The sequence below is a fragment of the Streptomyces sp. NPDC007205 genome (assembly GCF_040634095.1).
Classification (GTDB): domain Bacteria; phylum Actinomycetota; class Actinomycetes; order Streptomycetales; family Streptomycetaceae; genus Streptomyces.
In genome coordinates, this window is the sequence record NZ_JBEYEW010000010.1 from 123,278 (window position 1) to 138,855 (window position 15,578).

The 15,578-nt window shown below is 71.5% G+C and carries 14 protein-coding genes; 7 read left to right on the forward strand and 7 right to left on the reverse strand.

What is annotated here, in order from left to right:
* Positions 1-8 precede the first annotated feature (8 nt).
* The 5 genes from ABZ624_RS19065 to acs all read right to left on the reverse strand — a co-directional run bounded on the left by ABZ624_RS19065 (position 9) and on the right by acs (position 5,502).
* Positions 9-188 carry a hypothetical protein gene (locus ABZ624_RS19065; protein WP_360089735.1) on the reverse strand — a complete coding sequence of 60 codons (180 nt, stop codon included), beginning with the start codon at positions 186-188 and terminating at the stop codon, positions 9-11.
* Positions 189-379: 191 nt separating this feature from the next.
* Positions 380-1,312 carry an alpha/beta hydrolase gene (locus ABZ624_RS19070; RefSeq protein ID WP_360089738.1) on the reverse strand — a complete coding sequence of 311 codons (933 nt, stop codon included), beginning with the start codon at positions 1,310-1,312 and terminating at the stop codon, positions 380-382.
* On the reverse strand, positions 1,309-1,797 hold the full coding sequence (locus ABZ624_RS19075; protein WP_360089741.1) for a phage holin family protein: 489 nt from the start codon (positions 1,795-1,797) through the stop codon (positions 1,309-1,311). The genes ABZ624_RS19070 and ABZ624_RS19075 overlap by 4 nt, the downstream gene beginning before the upstream one ends.
* Positions 1,798-1,923: 126 nt before the next feature.
* Positions 1,924-3,366, reverse strand: a complete 1,443-nt coding sequence (nhaA, locus tag ABZ624_RS19080; RefSeq protein ID WP_360089744.1) for a Na+/H+ antiporter NhaA — start codon at positions 3,364-3,366, stop codon at positions 1,924-1,926.
* 180 nt (positions 3,367-3,546) lie between these two features.
* Positions 3,547-5,502 carry an acetate--CoA ligase gene (gene acs / locus ABZ624_RS19085; protein ID WP_360089747.1) on the reverse strand — a complete coding sequence of 652 codons (1,956 nt, stop codon included), beginning with the start codon at positions 5,500-5,502 and terminating at the stop codon, positions 3,547-3,549.
* A 698-nt stretch (positions 5,503-6,200) separates the two neighbouring features.
* Between acs and ABZ624_RS19090 the strand changes: the two genes are divergently transcribed.
* Positions 6,201-7,466 carry a hypothetical protein gene (locus ABZ624_RS19090; protein ID WP_360089750.1) on the forward strand — a complete coding sequence of 422 codons (1,266 nt, stop codon included), beginning with the start codon at positions 6,201-6,203 and terminating at the stop codon, positions 7,464-7,466.
* Between the two features lie 3 nt (positions 7,467-7,469).
* On the opposite strand, the gene ABZ624_RS19095 is transcribed toward ABZ624_RS19090, so the two are convergent.
* Positions 7,470-8,450: an ATP-binding protein gene (locus tag ABZ624_RS19095; RefSeq protein WP_360089753.1), complete on the reverse strand. Its 981-nt coding sequence runs from the start codon at positions 8,448-8,450 to the stop codon at positions 7,470-7,472.
* A 101-nt stretch (positions 8,451-8,551) separates the two neighbouring features.
* Here ABZ624_RS19095 and ABZ624_RS19100 point away from each other — a divergent pair, with 101 nt between their 5' ends.
* Positions 8,552-9,376, forward strand: coding sequence for an oxidoreductase (locus ABZ624_RS19100; RefSeq protein ID WP_360089756.1), 825 nt, complete (start codon positions 8,552-8,554; stop codon positions 9,374-9,376).
* Positions 9,377-9,743: 367 nt separating this feature from the next.
* Here ABZ624_RS19100 and ABZ624_RS19105 read toward each other — a convergent pair whose 3' ends face one another.
* Positions 9,744-10,574: an HAD-IB family hydrolase gene (locus tag ABZ624_RS19105; RefSeq protein ID WP_360089759.1), complete on the reverse strand. Its 831-nt coding sequence runs from the start codon at positions 10,572-10,574 to the stop codon at positions 9,744-9,746.
* Between the two features lie 592 nt (positions 10,575-11,166).
* On the opposite strand from ABZ624_RS19105, the gene ssd reads away from it, so the two are divergent.
* From ssd to ABZ624_RS19130, 5 genes are all read left to right on the forward strand, one after another.
* Positions 11,167-12,273: a septum site-determining protein Ssd gene (ssd, locus tag ABZ624_RS19110; RefSeq protein WP_360089762.1), complete on the forward strand. Its 1,107-nt coding sequence runs from the start codon at positions 11,167-11,169 to the stop codon at positions 12,271-12,273.
* On the forward strand, positions 12,270-13,478 hold the full coding sequence (locus tag ABZ624_RS19115) for a TadA family conjugal transfer-associated ATPase (RefSeq protein ID WP_360089765.1): 1,209 nt from the start codon (positions 12,270-12,272) through the stop codon (positions 13,476-13,478). Before ssd ends, ABZ624_RS19115 begins: the two co-directional genes overlap by 4 nt.
* A 14-nt stretch (positions 13,479-13,492) precedes the next feature.
* Entirely contained in the window at positions 13,493-14,338 is an 846-nt protein-coding gene (locus ABZ624_RS19120; RefSeq protein WP_360090036.1) for a type II secretion system F family protein, read from the forward strand.
* Between the two features lie 179 nt (positions 14,339-14,517).
* On the forward strand, positions 14,518-15,297 hold the full coding sequence (locus ABZ624_RS19125; protein ID WP_360089768.1) for a type II secretion system F family protein: 780 nt from the start codon (positions 14,518-14,520) through the stop codon (positions 15,295-15,297).
* Positions 15,298-15,365: 68 nt separating this feature from the next.
* Positions 15,366-15,566 carry a DUF4244 domain-containing protein gene (locus ABZ624_RS19130; RefSeq protein WP_360089771.1) on the forward strand — a complete coding sequence of 67 codons (201 nt, stop codon included), beginning with the start codon at positions 15,366-15,368 and terminating at the stop codon, positions 15,564-15,566.
* Positions 15,567-15,578 lie beyond the last annotated feature (12 nt).

The following is a 15,578-nucleotide window of genomic DNA, read 5'->3' on the forward strand; positions in this document are numbered from 1 at the left end:
CGCGCGGGTCAGCCGCGCGGGTGACGCAGACGCACGGACACCCAGCGGGCGCGGCGGCGCAGAATGTGCGGGATCCCCACGCGGAGGTCTCCTTCGGCGAGTTGCGGGTTGCCTCGCTGAGGCGTGCTCAGACCGGTGGCCGAGCGGCGGTTGCGGGGTGCGTCACTGTAGTCGTGCGTCCAGCCCATACCCCGACGTGTGCCCCTGCCCGAAGGTCGATAACCGCCTGAGCGCCGCCCAATTGGCCTATGCGGCAGGCATGTGGCCGTTCGGGGGACAAGTGTTCACGATCCGGATACTCCGCGCATCGAGCCCGTCACCGAACGGTCACAAACGCATGCCGGCCACCTGGCGCTCCCATCGGCCCCACCGGCGTGCGTCACCGGTCCGGCTCGGGATCCTTCAGCCAGTTGACCAGTTCCGTGGAGAACGCCACCGGGTCCTCCTCGTGCGGGAAGTGGCCGAGGCCGTCGAACAGGCGCCAGCGGTACGGCGCTTCGACGTACTCGCCCGAACCGGCCGCGCTGCGCGTGCGCGTCACCGGGTCCAGGGAGCCGTGCAGATGCAGCGTGGGCACCCGCACCGGCCGCTTCATCCGGCGGTTGAACTGGATGCCGTCCGGGCGGGCCAGCGAGCGCACCAGCCAGCGGTACGGCTCGATCGCACAGTGCGCCGTGGACGGGATGCACATGGCCCGCTGGTAGGTCTCCACCGCCTCGTCCTCCGGCGGGCGCGGCCCGGACCACTCCCGGATCAGCCGGCCCACCAGCGCCCCGCCGTCCGCGGTGAGTTGACGCTCCGGGACCCATGGTCGCTGGAAACCCCAGATGTAGGAGTTGGCGGCCGTCTGCCGGGCGTCCCGCAGCATCGCCGCGCGCCAGCGCCGCGGATGCGGCATCGAGACGACGGCGAGGCGCCGGACGAGCTTGGGCCGCATCGCCGCCGCTGTCCACGCCAGATAGCCGCCCAGGTCGTGGCCGACCAGCGCCGCGTCCGGCTCGCCGAGCGAGCGGATGACGCCCGTGACATCGAGGGCCAGATTGGCGGGGTCGTACCCGCGGGGCGTGCGGTCGCTGCCGCCGGTGCCGCGCAGGTCCATCGCCACCGCCCGGTAGCCCGCGTCGGCGAGCGCCACCAGCTGGTGCCGCCAGGTCCACCAGAACTGCGGGAAGCCGTGCAGCAGCAGTACCAGGGGGCCGTCGCCGAGTTCGGCGATGTGGAAGCGCGCGCCGTTGGCGGCGACGTCCCTGTGCGTCACCTTTTTCCCGTGGGGGATGTCGATCCGTACGGCCGAGGGGGCGGGGTCCGTCATGACGACGAGCGTGCCACAGCCTCGATGGCCGCGGGTGCCCGGTCCTCGGGCAGCTCCGGGCGCGGATGCGGCTTGGCGTTCTGCAGGACGCCCGCCGTCTCCTTCATGGAGGCGGCCACCTTCTGCGGGCCCTTGCCCTTTTTGGCCTTCTTCGCGAGCGTCACGCCGATCAGCGCGAGGAGGCCGGCGACCAGCACGTTGGCCGCGAAGGACAGCAGGAAGCAGACCGCCAGGTTCCAGCCGCTCCAGGTCCGGATGCCGTAGGCGAGCGCGAAGTTGAGCATCGGCAGGGAGAACACCAGCACGGCGCCCGCCATCGAGAAGGCGCCGCCGCTCATCGCGCCCTTCTTCACGTCCCGCTTCAGCTGGGCCTTGGCCAGCGCGATCTCGTCGTGCACCAGCGCCGACAATTCGGTCGTCGCCGAGGCGAACAGCTGGCCGATGCTGCGTTCGGCGCCGACCGGGCTGCCGTCGGGTGCGCTCATCGCGTTCTCCCTCAGAGTTCTCTCGTGCCGCAGGCGTTCCGTCGGGTGCGGGCGCCCCGTCGGCGCGGCCGTCCTGTCCGGCCGTCCCGCATCTGTGGCCGTCTTGTTTTGTACCGTCTCGTCAGATCATGCCGGACGGTCGTGCTTCTCGCCTGCCCCGCCCGGTACTTCCGCAAGCTCGTGGCGCGCCGCAGCCGCCCGCTCGGCGGCGATCCGCCGGTGTTCGGCGGCCTTGCGCTCGTGGATCTCGGCCATGCGCAGGTGATAGGCCGGGTCGTCCTGCTCGTAGATGTCCGGGATGCCGTCGAGGTCCTCGTCGCGCTCCTCTTCCTCGCACAGCCTGCGGTACTTGGCGTTGCGAATCTTCAGCAGCACCGTTGCACACAGCGCCGCGATCAGCGATCCGGTGAGGACGGCCGCCTTGACCTCGTCGGTGAGGACGGCGTCGCCGGCGAAGGCCAGCTCCCCGATGAGCAGGGAGACGGTGAAGCCGATGCCGGCGAGGGAGGCCACCGCGAAGACGTCGGCCCAGGCGAGGTCCTCGCTGAGCGAGGCGCGGGTGAAGCGGACGGTGAGCCAGGTGCCGCCGAAGATGCCGAGTGTCTTGCCGAGGACGAGCCCGAGCACCACGCCGAGCGTCTCCGGCTTGGTGAACACATCCCCGAGCGCCCCGCCGGAGACGGTGACCCCGGCGCTGAACAGCGCGAACAGCGGCACGGCGAGCCCCGCGGACAGGGGCCGCGCCAGGTGCTCGATGTGCTCGCCCGGCGAGTGCTGCTCACCCTCCCGGGGGGTACAGCGCAGCATCAGGCCCATCGCCACGCCGGCGATGGTGGCGTGCACGCCGCTGTTGTACATCAGCGCCCAGATCACCACGGCCAGCGGTACATACACGTACCAGCCGCGCACGCCCTTGCGCAGCAGCAGCCAGAAGACCACCAGCCCGGCGGCGGCCCCGCCGAGTGCGGCGAAGTCCAGCCGGTCGGTGAAGAAGACGGCGATGATCAGGATCGCGAAGAGGTCGTCGACGACCGCGAGGGTGAGCAGGAAGGCGCGCAGCGAGCTGGGCAGGGAGGTGCCGATGACCGCGAGGACGGCGAGCGCGAAGGCGATGTCGGTGGCGGTGGGCACCGCCCAGCCCTGCATGGAGCCGTGCCCGGTGAGGTTGGTGAGGGCGTAGACGAGCGCCGGTACGGCCATGCCGCACAGCGCGGCCACCACGGGCAGGACGGCCGCCCTGGGGTCGCGCAGGTCTCCGGCGACCAGCTCGCGCTTCAGCTCGATACCGGCGACGAAGAAGAACACCGCGAGGAGGCCGTCGGCGGCCCAGTGGGCCACGGACAGATTGAGGCCGAGCACCCCGGGGCCGAAGTGGAAGTGGCCGACCGACTCGTAGCCGTCGCGGAGGGCGGGGATGTTCGCCCATATGAGCGCCGCCACGGAGGCGAGGAGCAGCAGGACACCGCCGACCGTCTCGGTGCGCAGCGCGTCCGCGACGAAGGCACGCTCGGGCAGGGACAGACGTCCCAGGGCCTTGCGGGGGGTGTTCCGGGTACGGGGCGCGGCCACGGCGGGGACCTCCGGGTCGGTACGGCGATGATCACGCCGTGACGCGGAATCGCCGACGGCGCCGCCGACCAGACTTCCCGGCACACCCTGAGATCGCCATTTTACTCGACTTTGACGCCAGAGGTTAGCGAGGCGAACGAAAAGAGGTGCCCGGGTGCTGCCCCGGGCACCCCTTTCCGCCTAGTCCTCGCCGGGCTCCGCGGGCAACTTGGCCTGGATCAGGTCCATGACCGTGCTGTCGGTCAGGGTGGTCACATCCCCCAGTTGACGGTTCTCGGCCACATCCCGCAGCAGCCGCCGCATGATCTTCCCGGAACGGGTCTTCGGCAGCTCCGCCACCGGCAGGATCCGCTTGGGCTTGGCGATCGGCCCGAGCGTGGCGCCCACGTGGTCGCGCAGCTCGCCGACGAGCGCCTCCGTCTCGGCGGCCGTACCACGCAGGATCACGAACGCGACGATCGCCTGGCCGGTGGTCTCGTCGGCGGCACCGACGACGGCCGCCTCGGCGACCGACGGGTGCGAGACGAGGGCCGACTCCACCTCCGTGGTGGAGATGTTGTGCCCGGACACGAGCATGACGTCGTCCACCCGGCCCAGCAGCCAGATGTCGCCGTCGTCGTCCTTCTTCGCGCCGTCACCGGCGAAGTACTTGCCCTCGAACCGGGACCAGTAGGTGTCGATGTACCGCTGGTCGTCGCCCCAGATGGTGCGCAGCATCGACGGCCACGGCTCGGTCAGCACCAGGTAACCACCACCGCCGTGGGGCACCTCGTTCGCCTCGTCGTCGACGACGGTCGCGCTGATGCCGGGCAGCGGGGTCTGCGCGGAGCCCGGCTTGGCGTCGGTGACACCGGGCAGCGGCGAGATCATCATCGCGCCGGTCTCGGTCTGCCACCAGGTGTCCACGACGGGCGTCCGGTCGGCGCCGATGTTCTTGCGGTACCAGATCCACGCCTCGGGGTTGATCGGCTCGCCCACCGAGCCGAGGACGCGCAGGGAGGACAGGTCGAACTTGGCGGGGATGTCGTCGCCCCACTTCATGAACGTCCGGATCGCCGTCGGCGCGGTGTAGAGGATCGTGACCTTGTACTTCTGCACGATCTCCCAGAACCTGCCCTGGTGCGGGGTGTCCGGCGTGCCCTCGTACATGACCTGTGTGGCGCCGTTGGCCAGCGGGCCGTACACGATGTACGAGTGTCCGGTGACCCAGCCGACGTCGGCCGTGCACCAGTACACGTCCGTCTCCGGCTTGAGGTCGAAGACCGCCCAGTGGGTGTACGCCGTCTGGGTGAGGTAGCCGCCGGAGGTGTGCAGGATGCCCTTCGGCTTACCGGTCGTGCCCGAGGTGTAGAGGATGAACAGCGGGTGCTCGGCCTCGAACGCCTCCGGGGTGTGCTCGGCGGACTGCCGCTCGACGAGCTCGTGCCACCACACGTCCCGGCCCTCGGTCCATGCCACGTCCTGCCCGGTGCGGCGCACCACCAGCACGTGCTCGACGTTGTCGACCTTCCCGATCGCCTCGTCCACGGCCGGCTTGAGCGCGGACGGCTTGCCGCGCCGGTAGCCGCCGTCGGAGGTGATGACGACCTTGGCGTCCGCGTCCTGGATCCGGGTCGCGAGCGCGTCCGCGGAGAAGCCGCCGAACACCACCGAGTGCGCGGCGCCGATCCGGGCGGAGGCCAGCATCGCGATGGCCGTCTCCGGGATCATCGGCATGTAGATGGCGACCCGGTCGCCCTTCTCGACACCCAGCTCCAGCAGGGCGTTGGCCGCCTTGGACACCTCGTCCTTCAGCTCGGCGTAGGTGATCGAGCGGCTGTCGCCGGGCTCACCCTCGAAGTGGATGGCGACCCGGTCCCCGTGCCCTGCCTCCACATGGCGGTCCACGCAGTTGTACGCGACGTTCAGCTCTCCGTCCTTGAACCACTTCGCGAACGGCGGGTTCGACCAGTCCAGCGTCTCGGTAGGTTCCTTGGCCCAGGTCAGCCGACGGGCCTGCTCGGCCCAGAAGCCGAGCCTGTCAGCCTTGGCCTGTGCATACGCCTCCGCGGTGACGTTGGCGTGCGCGGCCAGGTCGGCGGGCGGCGCGAACCTGCGTTCTTCCTTGAGCAGGTTGGCCAGGCTCTCGTTGCTCACGACATCTCCCAATCGAAGGGTGTCCGTTGTGTCCCAGGCCACAGCTCATCAGACCCGGGGGTCCCATGACAAGGGTCGACGGCACAATTGGTTTAGACCTGTCTGGGTGGGGCTCTCGCACGCCGGACTCTGTGCCTTCTTTGCGGGTACCCCTTCCGTGACACTTCCCGTGACGTCCTCGAACACCTCGCGGGCGCACGGTCCGGCGGCCCGGGCAGCTGGACCACGTTGATCAGGGACGGCCGCGGGTGTCCCCAGCACGCCCTGATCGCCGACGCGAGCTCTCCCCGTACCCGCGGCGCGGTGTTGCGCTGGAACGAGCTGATCCCACGGGCCAGTTCCCGGCCCGCACCCCGGCCCGCCGGAGCGGTGCATCCAACTCCACTGCAGCGTGGGCGCCTTGGGGTACGCGATGCAGGGTTCGGCTGAGCCGGGGCGGCAGGATCGCGGACTGGGCGGGATGGATCCCCATCGGTAAATGAACCGTAATGAAAAGTAAAGGTAATGCATAATCTTTCATGGCAAATGGGGTAATGGATCGCTTGCCTGGGTGAATTAATCATTTGATCGGCTTGTCATACTAATTCCTTCTCGGTCCCGTGCGATCTTGGCGGCGCTGCCGTGCACAAGCCCGGCACATCACCAGAAAACGGCCCTTGTCAGCGTGTGCCTGAGAGAAGGAAGAAGGTGGGCGGAACATGGCCGCCACCCAGAGGATCGCCGTCGGCGCCGTGGTCGCCGCGGCCTGTGCCTCGTCGCTCGCCGGTTGCGCGACCGGCTCCAACGGTTCGAAGGAAGGGGCGTCCGGCCCGCAGAAGGGGGCGGCGGCCCCCGGGAGCGTGCTCCGGCTGATCGGGGACGGATCCACCGCGTACACCGGCGGGCAGCCGTATCTGCCGAGACCCGAGCGGCTGAAGTCCGGTCAGAAGCCGCCGCAGTTCGTCGTCTTCTCCTGGGACGGCGCGGGAGAGGACAGCCAGAAGCTGTTCTCGCACTTCCGTAAGGTCGCCAAGGAGAACCACGCGGCCATGACGTTCTTCCTCAGCGGCGTGTACCTGCTGCCGGAAGAGAAGCGTGACCTGTACAAGCCTCCCCAGCATTCACCGGGCAGCTCCGACATCGGCTTCAACGACGAGAAGGGGATCGCCGACACCGTCAAGCAGGCACGGCTGGCCTGGTTGGAGGGCAACGAGATCGGCACGCACTTCAACGGCCATTTCTGCGGGCCCGACGGCGGGGTCGGCACCTGGTCGGTGGACGAGTGGAAGAGCGAGATCGCCCAGGCCAAGCAGTTCGTGAAGGCCTGGAAGAGCAACAGCGGCATGAGGAATTCGGCCCCGCTGCCCTTCGATTACGACAAGGAGCTGATCGGCGCCCGCACCCCCTGCCTCGAGGGTCAGCAGAACTTCATGAAGGCGGCCCGCCAGTTGGGCTTCCGCTACGACTCCAGCGGGGTCAACGACCAGGTGTGGCCCAAGAAGAAGGAGGGGCTGTGGGACGTGTCCATGCAACTGGTGCCCTTCCCCGGGCACACCTATGAGCAGCTGACCATGGACTACAACTTCATGGTCAACCAGTCCGGCACCCAGACCCAGGGCGACCCGGACAAGTTCGACTACTGGGGGGACCAGATGCGTGACGGCCTCATCAAGGGCTTCTACCGGGCCTACGACGGCAACCGCGCGCCGCTGATCATCGGCAACCACTTCGAGTCCTGGAACGGCGGCACGTACATGCGGGCCGTCGAGGACACGGTGAAGGAGGTGTGCAACAAGCCCGACGTGCGCTGTGTGTCCTTCCATCAGCTGGTCGACTGGCTGGACGCCCAGGATCCGAAGACCCTGGAGAAGCTGCGCACCCTGAAGGTGGGCGAGGCTCCCAGGCAGGGCTGGGCGTCCTTCCTCTCCGGCCGCCCGGCCCCGGCGCCCAAGGGTGTGCCCGGGGCGCCGGCGGTCAAGCGGTAGGCACTAGGCGGGAGTTGCCACGCTCTCACCGAGCACGAAGGCGGGGTCGACCTGCGCCGCCAGGTCGGCCCCGGTGCGCTCATTGCCCCACGCCTCGGCGTTCTTCAGGTGGAAGTGCACCATCTGGCGGCTGTAGCGCTCCCAGTCCCGCAGCTCGTACGTGGCGTCCGCGGCGGCCCGCAGTGTGTGCAGGGCCCGGGCGTTGGCCTCCTCCAGGAGGTCGAACCGCGGCGGGCGGCCCTTCTCCATGGCGCGCACCCAGTCCGAGCGCCCGACCGTCACGAGCAGGTCGTCTCCGACTTCCGCGCGCAGGAAGTCGATGTCGTCCTGTTCCTGGATCTTGTTGCCGACGACCTTCAGGGCGACGCCGAAGTCGCGGGCGTAGTCCTTGTACTGGCGGTAGACGGAGACCCCCTTCCGGGTCGGCTCGGCAACGAGGAACGTCATGTCGAAGCGGGTGAACATGCCGGAGGCGAAGGAGTCCGAACCCGCCGTCATGTCGACCACGACGTACTCGTCGGGGCCGTCGACGAGGTGGTTCAGGAACAGCTCCACCGCTCCCGTCTTGGAGTGGTAGCAGGCGACCCCCAGGTCGGCGTCCGTGAAGGGGCCCGTGACCATCAAACGGACGGCACCGCCGTCGAGTTCCACCGGGCGCGCACAGGCGTCGTAGACCGGATTCGGCTCCCGCACCCGGACCAGCCGCGAGCCCTCGCCGGGCGGAGTCGTCTTGATCATCGTGGCGGCGGAGCGGATCCGCGGGTTGGCGCCGCGCAGGTAGTCCTTGATCAGCGGCAGCCGTTCGCCCATGGCGGGCAGCGCGGCGGCCTCCCTCTCGTCGAGGCCGAGCGCGGGCCCGAGGTGCTGGTTGATGTCGGCGTCGATGGCGACCACCGGGGCGCCGGCGGCCACGAGGTGGCGGATGAAGAGGGAGGAGAGCGTGGTCTTGCCACTGCCGCCCTTCCCGACGAAAGCAATTTTCATGTTCACCAATAGTAGTCAGGTGATAGCTGTATGTGGCAGGCGGAAGTGAAGAAGACCACTCCTTCGAGGGGTCGGCCGATGGGGTGCGTAGGGTCGTACTCATGAGTACGACAGGCGCGAACGCCGACCCGCTCGCGGCCCTGGGGTCGCTGCCCGGTGTGGCCGAGTCCGTGGAGTCCGTGCGCAAGGCCGTGGACCGGGTCTACGGGCACCGGATCATGCGGCGCCGCAGCCCCGAGATCACCTCCGAGGCGGCCCTGCGCGCCGCCCGCGGCTCCGCGGCGCTCTCCGGTGCCGACTGGGTTCTGGAGGAGGTGCGGCGGCGCACCGACTTCGGCGCCGACGCCGAGGCGCGGGTCGTGGGCGCGGCCCTCAGGCTGTCGGCGGAGGCGGGACAGCTGCTGTCCATCTGGCGGCAGTCGCCCCTGCGGGTGCTGGCCCGGCTGCACCTGGTGGCCGCGGCGAGCCAGGACGACGAGGTCGGCCGGCCGCGCCAGGCCGGTGAGACGGCGGACGAGCCGCTGATCGAGTTGCCGCTGCCGGACGTCCGGGAGGTCTCCGGCCGGCTGGAGGGGCTCGCGGAGCTGATCATCGCGGGGACGTCCGCGCCCGCGCTGGTGACCGCCGCCGTGGTGCACGGCGAGTTGCTCGCGCTGCGGCCCTTCGTGTCCCACAACGGCCTGGTCGCGCGCGCCGCCGAGCGGATCGTCCTGATCGGCAGCGGTCTGGACCCGAAGGCGATCTGCCCGGCCGAGGTCGGCCACGCCGAACTGGGTCGCGCCGCCTATCTGGCGGCGCTGGACGGCTACGTCTCCGGCACTCCGGAGGGCATGGCGGCCTGGATCGTGCACTGCGGCAGGGCGGTCGAGCTGGGCGCGCGAGAGTCGACGGCGGTGTGTGAGGCGCTGCAGCGCGGCGCGGCCTGACAGGGGCGTGGCGCCCGGAACCGCCCCGGACAGGGGTTGCGGCGGTACGAGTGCTCGTACCGCCGCTGGCATGCTCACCGGGTTACCAAGCGTCCTCGATATGTGCCCATCAGGTCGGGGACTTCGCCCGTCACCTGGTGCGGCTGGCCCGTAATCGACGGGTCGACGTCGCGTGGGTGCTCGATGTCCATGCGGGGTCCGTGGGGCCAACTGCGTAGTGGTAGGGGATCCTCTCGGATGTCCTTTGGTCTCGCGGGCCTAAGGCCTTTGTACCGCGAGCCACAAGGAAGCGGAACCCCTGCCTACTGTTCTTTACTTTCGGGTTCAAACGAGGGCGAAACGGGCGCCGTTCGGGTGCTGCTTCGGCTCAGGCGGTGCTTCGGCGTCGGCTGGCGTACCAGACGAGCCCCGCGGTCGCGGCCGCCGCTCCTACGGCCGCCGCCGCGACCAGCGCGGGGCGGGGTGGAACGGAGAACGAGGGCAGCCGCTTCTTGAGCGGGACCGGCCGGCGGAACTCCAGGACCGGCCACCCCTGTGCGAGTGCCTCGCGACGCAGCGCGCGGTCCGGATTCACCGCGTGTGGATGCCCGACCGTCCGGAGCATCGGCAGATCGGTCGCGGAGTCGCTGTAGGCGTAGCAGCGGTCGAGGTCGTAGCCCTCGGACACGGCCAGTTCTCGGATCGCCTCGGCCTTGGTCGGGCCGTAGGCGTAGTACTCCACCTCCCCGGTGAAGCAGCCGTCCTCGCCGACGACCATGCGCGTCGCCACCACCCGGTCGGCGCCGAGCAGTTCGCCGACGGGCTCCACCACCTCGGCGCCCGAGGTCGACACGATCACCACGTCCCGCCCGGCCGTGTGGTGCTCCTCGATGAGGGAGGCGGCCTCGTCGTAGATGATCGGGTCGATGAGGTCGTGCAGGGTCTCGGCGACGATCTCCCGGACCTGCTGCACGTTCCAGCCGCGGCACATGGCGGACAGATACTCGCGCATGCGCTCCATCTGGTCGTGGTCCAGGCCGCCGGCCAGGAAGACGAACTGGGCATATGCGGTGCGCAGCGCGGCCCTGCGGTTGATCAGCCCGCCTTGGTAGAAGGACTTGCTGAAGGTGAGCGTGCTCGACTTCGCAATGACCGTCTTGTCCAGGTCAAAGAAGGCTGCTGCGCGGGGCAAGGAGTGGTTTTCCACGTCCCTGAGCATAGGTGCAGCCCATTCGGCGTAAGGTGGGCGCGTGGGTTTGCCTGAGAGGGCTCTCGGGTACACCATGGAAGTCACGGATCGTTCGCGACCGTGCTAACCCGGTCCGGCTCCTCCCCCCCCGAGTCGGCCGTGGAGACGACCCCCGCTCTCCCCCCCGGCGGGGGTCGTCGCATGTCCGGACGCGTTTTTCCCTCCTCCCCCTCTTTCCGCGCGACCGCGGCCCCGGCGCCATGCCGCCGTGGCCGCCGCTTCAGCGTGCCCTTGATTCGTCACTCCTCGTAATCATTGCGCTGCGCTGTGGAAGTCGCACAGGCATCAGCACAGACGTCACCGGTATGGGTGATGGCGATATTCACAGCCTCCGACTTGTCCACAGTTTTCGACCAAGATCCACTTGATTTCGCGGATCGCTGCACCGTGATTCCCATGCGCTCGGGCCATGGCGAGTTCATGGCCGGTTCCGATTGACGGAGAGCGTATGGCCGGTTTCTGCCGGCCGCTCATATGGGGGACCGCTTGCCGGTTCTTCACACCTTTGGGAATCGCGTGGCCGCAGGGGCTGCGCGGCCCCTGCAGCGAAGGGGGAACACACGTGACCGCAGCCGTCACCCACGACCCGCCGCCCGGCACCGGAGACCGGCCGGGCCGGCCGCTCATCGTCACCGAGGACGCCGAAATCCTGGACGACCTGCTGCGCCTGTGCGCGGCCGCCGGCGCCACACCCGAGGTCCACCACGGCGTACCCGAACACGGTGACGGCTGGGAAACGGCCCCGCTCGTGCTCGTCGGCGACGACGCCGCACGCCGGCTCGGCGGGGCCACGCGCCGGCGCGGAGTCGTGCTGGTCGGCCGTGACCAGGACGACCCGGGGGTGTGGAAACGCGCCGTCGAGATCGGCGCCGACCACGTCCTGATGCTGCCCGACGGCGAGCAGTGGCTGGTCGACCGGATCGCCGACGTCGCCGAGGGGGTCGGCCGCCCGGCCCTCACCGTCGGGGTGATCGGCGGCCGGGGTGGGGCCGGCGCCTCCACGCTCGCGTGCGCGCTCGCCGTCACCTCCGCGCGCGAGGGCCTGCGCACCCTCCTCGTGGACGCCGATCCGCTCGGCGGCGGACTCGACGTACTCCTCGGCGGTGAGAGCACCGACGGACTGCGCTGGCCCGCCTTCGCCGCCTCACGCGGCCGGGTCGGCGGCGGCGCCCTGGAGGAGTCGCTGCCCGAGCTGCACTCCCTTCGGGTGCTGAGCTGGGACCGCGGCGACTGCGTCGCCATTCCGCCGCAGGCGGTGCGTGCGGTGCTCGCCGCCGCCCGGCGGCGCGGCGGCACGGTCGTGGTGGACCTGCCCCGCCGCCTCGACGACGGGGTCGCCGAAGCCCTCGCCCAGCTCGACATGGCGCTGCTCGTCGTCCCCGCCGAACTGCGCGCCGTCGCGGCCGCCGGGCGGGTCGCCTCCGCTGTCGGCATGGTCGTGCGCGACCTGCGCGTGGCGGTGCGCGGGCCGTACGCACCAGGCCTGGACGACCAGGAGGTGGCCCGCCTGCTCGGCCTGCCGCTGGCCGGCGAGGTCCCGGTCGAACCGCCGCTGCTGCACCCGCGGAGCGGCGCGAAACCGCCGGGCGCGACCGGCCGCGGCCCGCTCGCCCGCTTCTGTGTGAACTTCTGGGAGCGGGCGCTGGTCGAGGCGGGGGGCCCGCGATGACCCTCCCCGGACTCGACCGCGTGGACGGCGCCGCCCTGCTCGACGGCGTACGGCGCCGGCTGGCCGAAAGCGGCGCCGAACCCACCCCCGCGCGCGTGGCGCAGGCCCTGCGCGCACAGGGCCGGGTCCTCGGCGACGCCGAGGTCCTCGGCGCGGCCCGGCAGCTGAGGTCCGAACTCGTCGGCACCGGCCCCCTGGAGCCGCTGCTCGCCGACCCGGACGTCACCGACGTCCTCGTGTCCGCCCCGGACCGGGTATGGGTCGACCGCGGCGGCGGACTGGAGCTGACCCCGGTGACCTTCCCCGACGCGGCGGCCGTACGACGCCTCGCGCAGCGGCTGGCCGCCGTGGCCGGACGCCGGCTGGACGACGCCCGGCCGTGGGCGGACGCCCGGCTGCCCGACGGAACCCGGCTCCACGCGGTGCTGCCCCCGGTCGCCGTCGGCTGCACCTGCCTCGCCCTCAGGGTCGTACGGCCCCGGGCCTTCACGCTGGAGGAACTGGTCGAGGCCGGCACGGTGCCACCCGGCGGCGAGGGGATCCTGCGGGCGCTGGTGGCGGCCCGGCTGTCCTTTCTCGTCAGCGGCGGCACCGGAAGCGGTAAGACGACCCTGCTCAGCGCCCTGCTGGGCCTGGTCGGCGCGGGCGAGCGGATCGTGCTCGCCGAGGACTCGGCCGAGCTGCGACCGGACCACCCGCACGTCGTCCGGCTGGAGACCCGGCCCGCCAACCAGGAGGGCGCCGGCCTGGTCACCCTGGAGGACCTCGTCCGGCAGGCGCTGCGGATGCGGCCCGACCGGCTCGTCGTCGGAGAGGTACGCGGCCCTGAGGTCGTGCATCTGCTCGCGGCTCTCAACACGGGTCATGAGGGCGGCTGCTGCACGATCCACGCCAACGCCGCGGCGGATGTGCCGGCCCGCCTGGAGGCACTGGCCACGGCCGGGGGGATGGACCGGGCCGCGCTGCACAGCCAACTGGCGGCCGCGCTCTCCGTGGTCGTGCATCTTCTGCGGGACCGGTCCGGGCGGCGCCGGATCGCCGAGGTGCACGTGCTGGAGCGGGACGCCACGGGGCTGGTCCGTACGGTGCCGGCGCTGCGTTGGGGCGAGCGGGCCTTCCTGCGGGAGCGGGGCTGGGAGCGGCTGCGGCACCTCCTGGATGCGGCAGGCGACCTCGGGGACGACGGAGAGAGGTGGCGGAAGTGATCGGTGGGACGTCGATGGGCGCCGCGCTGGTCTGTCTCGGCGCGCTGGCCTGGCTGCTGGGCGGACGGCACTACGGGCTGCGGCGGGCGCGGCTGCTGCTCGCGGGCGGCGGAGTGGTGGCGACCGGCCCGCCCGCCTGGGACCAGGTCCTCGCGGAACTGCGGCGGCTGCGCGACCGGCTGGGCGCCGAGTGGTGGGCGCTCGCGGCCGGCCTGCTGCTCGGGCTGCTGGGGGCCTCGCCGATTCCGGTCGTCGCGGGGGCGGCCGGGGTCCCGGTGCTGCGCCGGGTGCGGCTGGCCCGCCGGGCCCGGCGCGTCCGGGAGCGGAGGGCGGACACGGTGATCGCCCTGTGCGGGGCCCTCGCCGGGGAAGTACGCGCCGGACGGCAGCCGGGCGAGGCGCTGCTGCGGGCCGCGCGGGATTCCGGCGGGCTCGGCGAGGCGCAGGCGACCGTGGTCGCGGCGGCGCGGTTCGGCGGGGACGTGCCCGGCGCGCTCACCGCGGCGGCCCGGCAGCCGGGCGCGGAGGGCCTGCTCGGGCTGGCCGCGTGCTGGCGGGTGGCCGTGGACCAGGGCGCAGGCCTCGCGGAGGGCCTGGACCGGCTGGACGCGGCCCTGCGCGCGGAGCGGGACCAGCGCGCCGACCTTCGCGCACAGTTGGCGGGTGCTCGGGCGACCACCGTGCTGCTCGCCGTACTGCCCGCCCTGGGCCTGCTTCTCGGCACGGCCATGGGCGCGGACCCGCTCCGCGTACTCCTGCACACCGGCGCCGGACTCGGCTGCCTGGTGACCGGATCGGCGTTCGAGGCAGCCGGGCTGTGGTGGGCCGTGCGGATCGTGCGGGGAGCGGGGGCGGTGTGAGCGGGCGCGCGGAGGTGGGCGTGCGGGAAGTGACCGGAGGCGAGCAGGGGAGAGCGGCGTGCGGACACGACGTGCAGGGCGGCTCGCCGGAAGTGGCCGGCGATGAGCGGGGGAGCGGTGTGCGGAGCGTGGCGTGCGGTGGGGTGCGCGGTCCGGCAGACGGGGGGAGAGCGGGCGGTATGAGCGGGGAATTTGTCCACAGGCTGGGGACGGCCGGGGTCGCGGCGCTGGCTCTCGGCTGGGCGGTTCGGCGGTTGGATCTGGTCCGGCGGCGGCGCCGGGCGCGGCGTCGGGTGGCCGAGCTGCTGGGCCGGGAGGTCACGGTCGCCGGGTGGCGGTTCACGTCGGCGGACGCGCTACGGCGGTGGCTGCCGCCGGCCGGAGCGGCATGCGGGGCATGGGTTCTGGTGGGTGGTGTGACCGGGGCCGCGCTGGGCCTGGGGGCCGGTGTCGTGCTGTGGCGATGGCGTAGCCGCCAGGTGGCGGCCGGTCGGGCGGAACCGGTCGACACCGCGGCAGCCGCGCGCCAGCTCCCGCTCGCCGCCGACCTGCTGGCCGCCTGCATCGCGGCCGGGGCCGGCCCGGTGCCGGCCGCCCAGGCGGTGGGGGAGGCGCTCGCCGGACCTGTCGGGGAGGCGCTGGCGCGGGGCGCGGCGGAGGTACGGCTCGGTGGTGAACCGGCGGACGCCTGGCGGCGGCTGGCCGAGCTGCCCGGCGCCGGAGCCCTGGCCCGGCTGCTGCAGCGGGCCGACGAGTCCGGGCTTCCGGCGGCGGGCCCGGCCGCCCGTCTCGCCTCCGACGCACGCGCCCAGTGGGCCCGCACCGCGACGGCCCGGGCCCGGCGTGCGGCCGTACTGATCTCCGCGCCGGTGGGCCTGTGCTTCCTGCCCGCCTTCATCGCGGTCGGTGTGCTGCCTGTCGTGATCGGCCTGGCGGGCGGGGTGATGGGAGGCAGATGAGGCGTACGAGAACGAACGAGCCCGAGTAGGCAAGAACCACAGAAGACCTGAACCTCACGGGGGTTGCAATGAACAAGAAGATCAAGGAAGCGGCGGTACGGCTGCGGGGGAAGTGCCGCGCGGACGCCGGAATGGTGACGTCCGAGTACGCGATGGGGATCATCGCGGCCGTCGGGTTCGCGTTGGTGCTCTACGAGGTCGTCACCAGCGGCCAGGTCCGGACGGAGCTTCAGGACATCGTGAAGAAGGCCCTCAGTGCGCGGATGTGAGCGAGGCGGGGA

Excerpts from the sequence above, each read along its gene's own strand:
- ABZ624_RS19065 (WP_360089735.1), bottom strand. The coding sequence starts at position 188 with ATGGGCTGGACGCACGACTACAGTGACGCACCCCGCAACCGCCGCTCG.
- ABZ624_RS19070 (WP_360089738.1), bottom strand. The coding sequence starts at position 1,312 with ATGACGGACCCCGCCCCCTCGGCCGTACGGATCGACATCCCCCACGGG.
- ABZ624_RS19075 (WP_360089741.1), bottom strand. The coding sequence starts at position 1,797 with ATGAGCGCACCCGACGGCAGCCCGGTCGGCGCCGAACGCAGCATCGGC.
- ABZ624_RS19090 (WP_360089750.1), top strand. The coding sequence starts at position 6,201 with ATGGCCGCCACCCAGAGGATCGCCGTCGGCGCCGTGGTCGCCGCGGCC.
- ABZ624_RS19095 (WP_360089753.1), bottom strand. The coding sequence starts at position 8,450 with ATGAAAATTGCTTTCGTCGGGAAGGGCGGCAGTGGCAAGACCACGCTC.
- ABZ624_RS19100 (WP_360089756.1), top strand. The coding sequence starts at position 8,552 with ATGAGTACGACAGGCGCGAACGCCGACCCGCTCGCGGCCCTGGGGTCG.
- ABZ624_RS19105 (WP_360089759.1), bottom strand. The coding sequence starts at position 10,574 with ATGCTCAGGGACGTGGAAAACCACTCCTTGCCCCGCGCAGCAGCCTTC.
- ABZ624_RS19115 (WP_360089765.1), top strand. The coding sequence starts at position 12,270 with ATGACCCTCCCCGGACTCGACCGCGTGGACGGCGCCGCCCTGCTCGAC.
- ABZ624_RS19120 (WP_360090036.1), top strand. The coding sequence starts at position 13,493 with ATGGGCGCCGCGCTGGTCTGTCTCGGCGCGCTGGCCTGGCTGCTGGGC.
- ABZ624_RS19125 (WP_360089768.1), top strand. The coding sequence starts at position 14,518 with ATGAGCGGGGAATTTGTCCACAGGCTGGGGACGGCCGGGGTCGCGGCG.
- ABZ624_RS19130 (WP_360089771.1), top strand. The coding sequence starts at position 15,366 with ATGAACAAGAAGATCAAGGAAGCGGCGGTACGGCTGCGGGGGAAGTGC.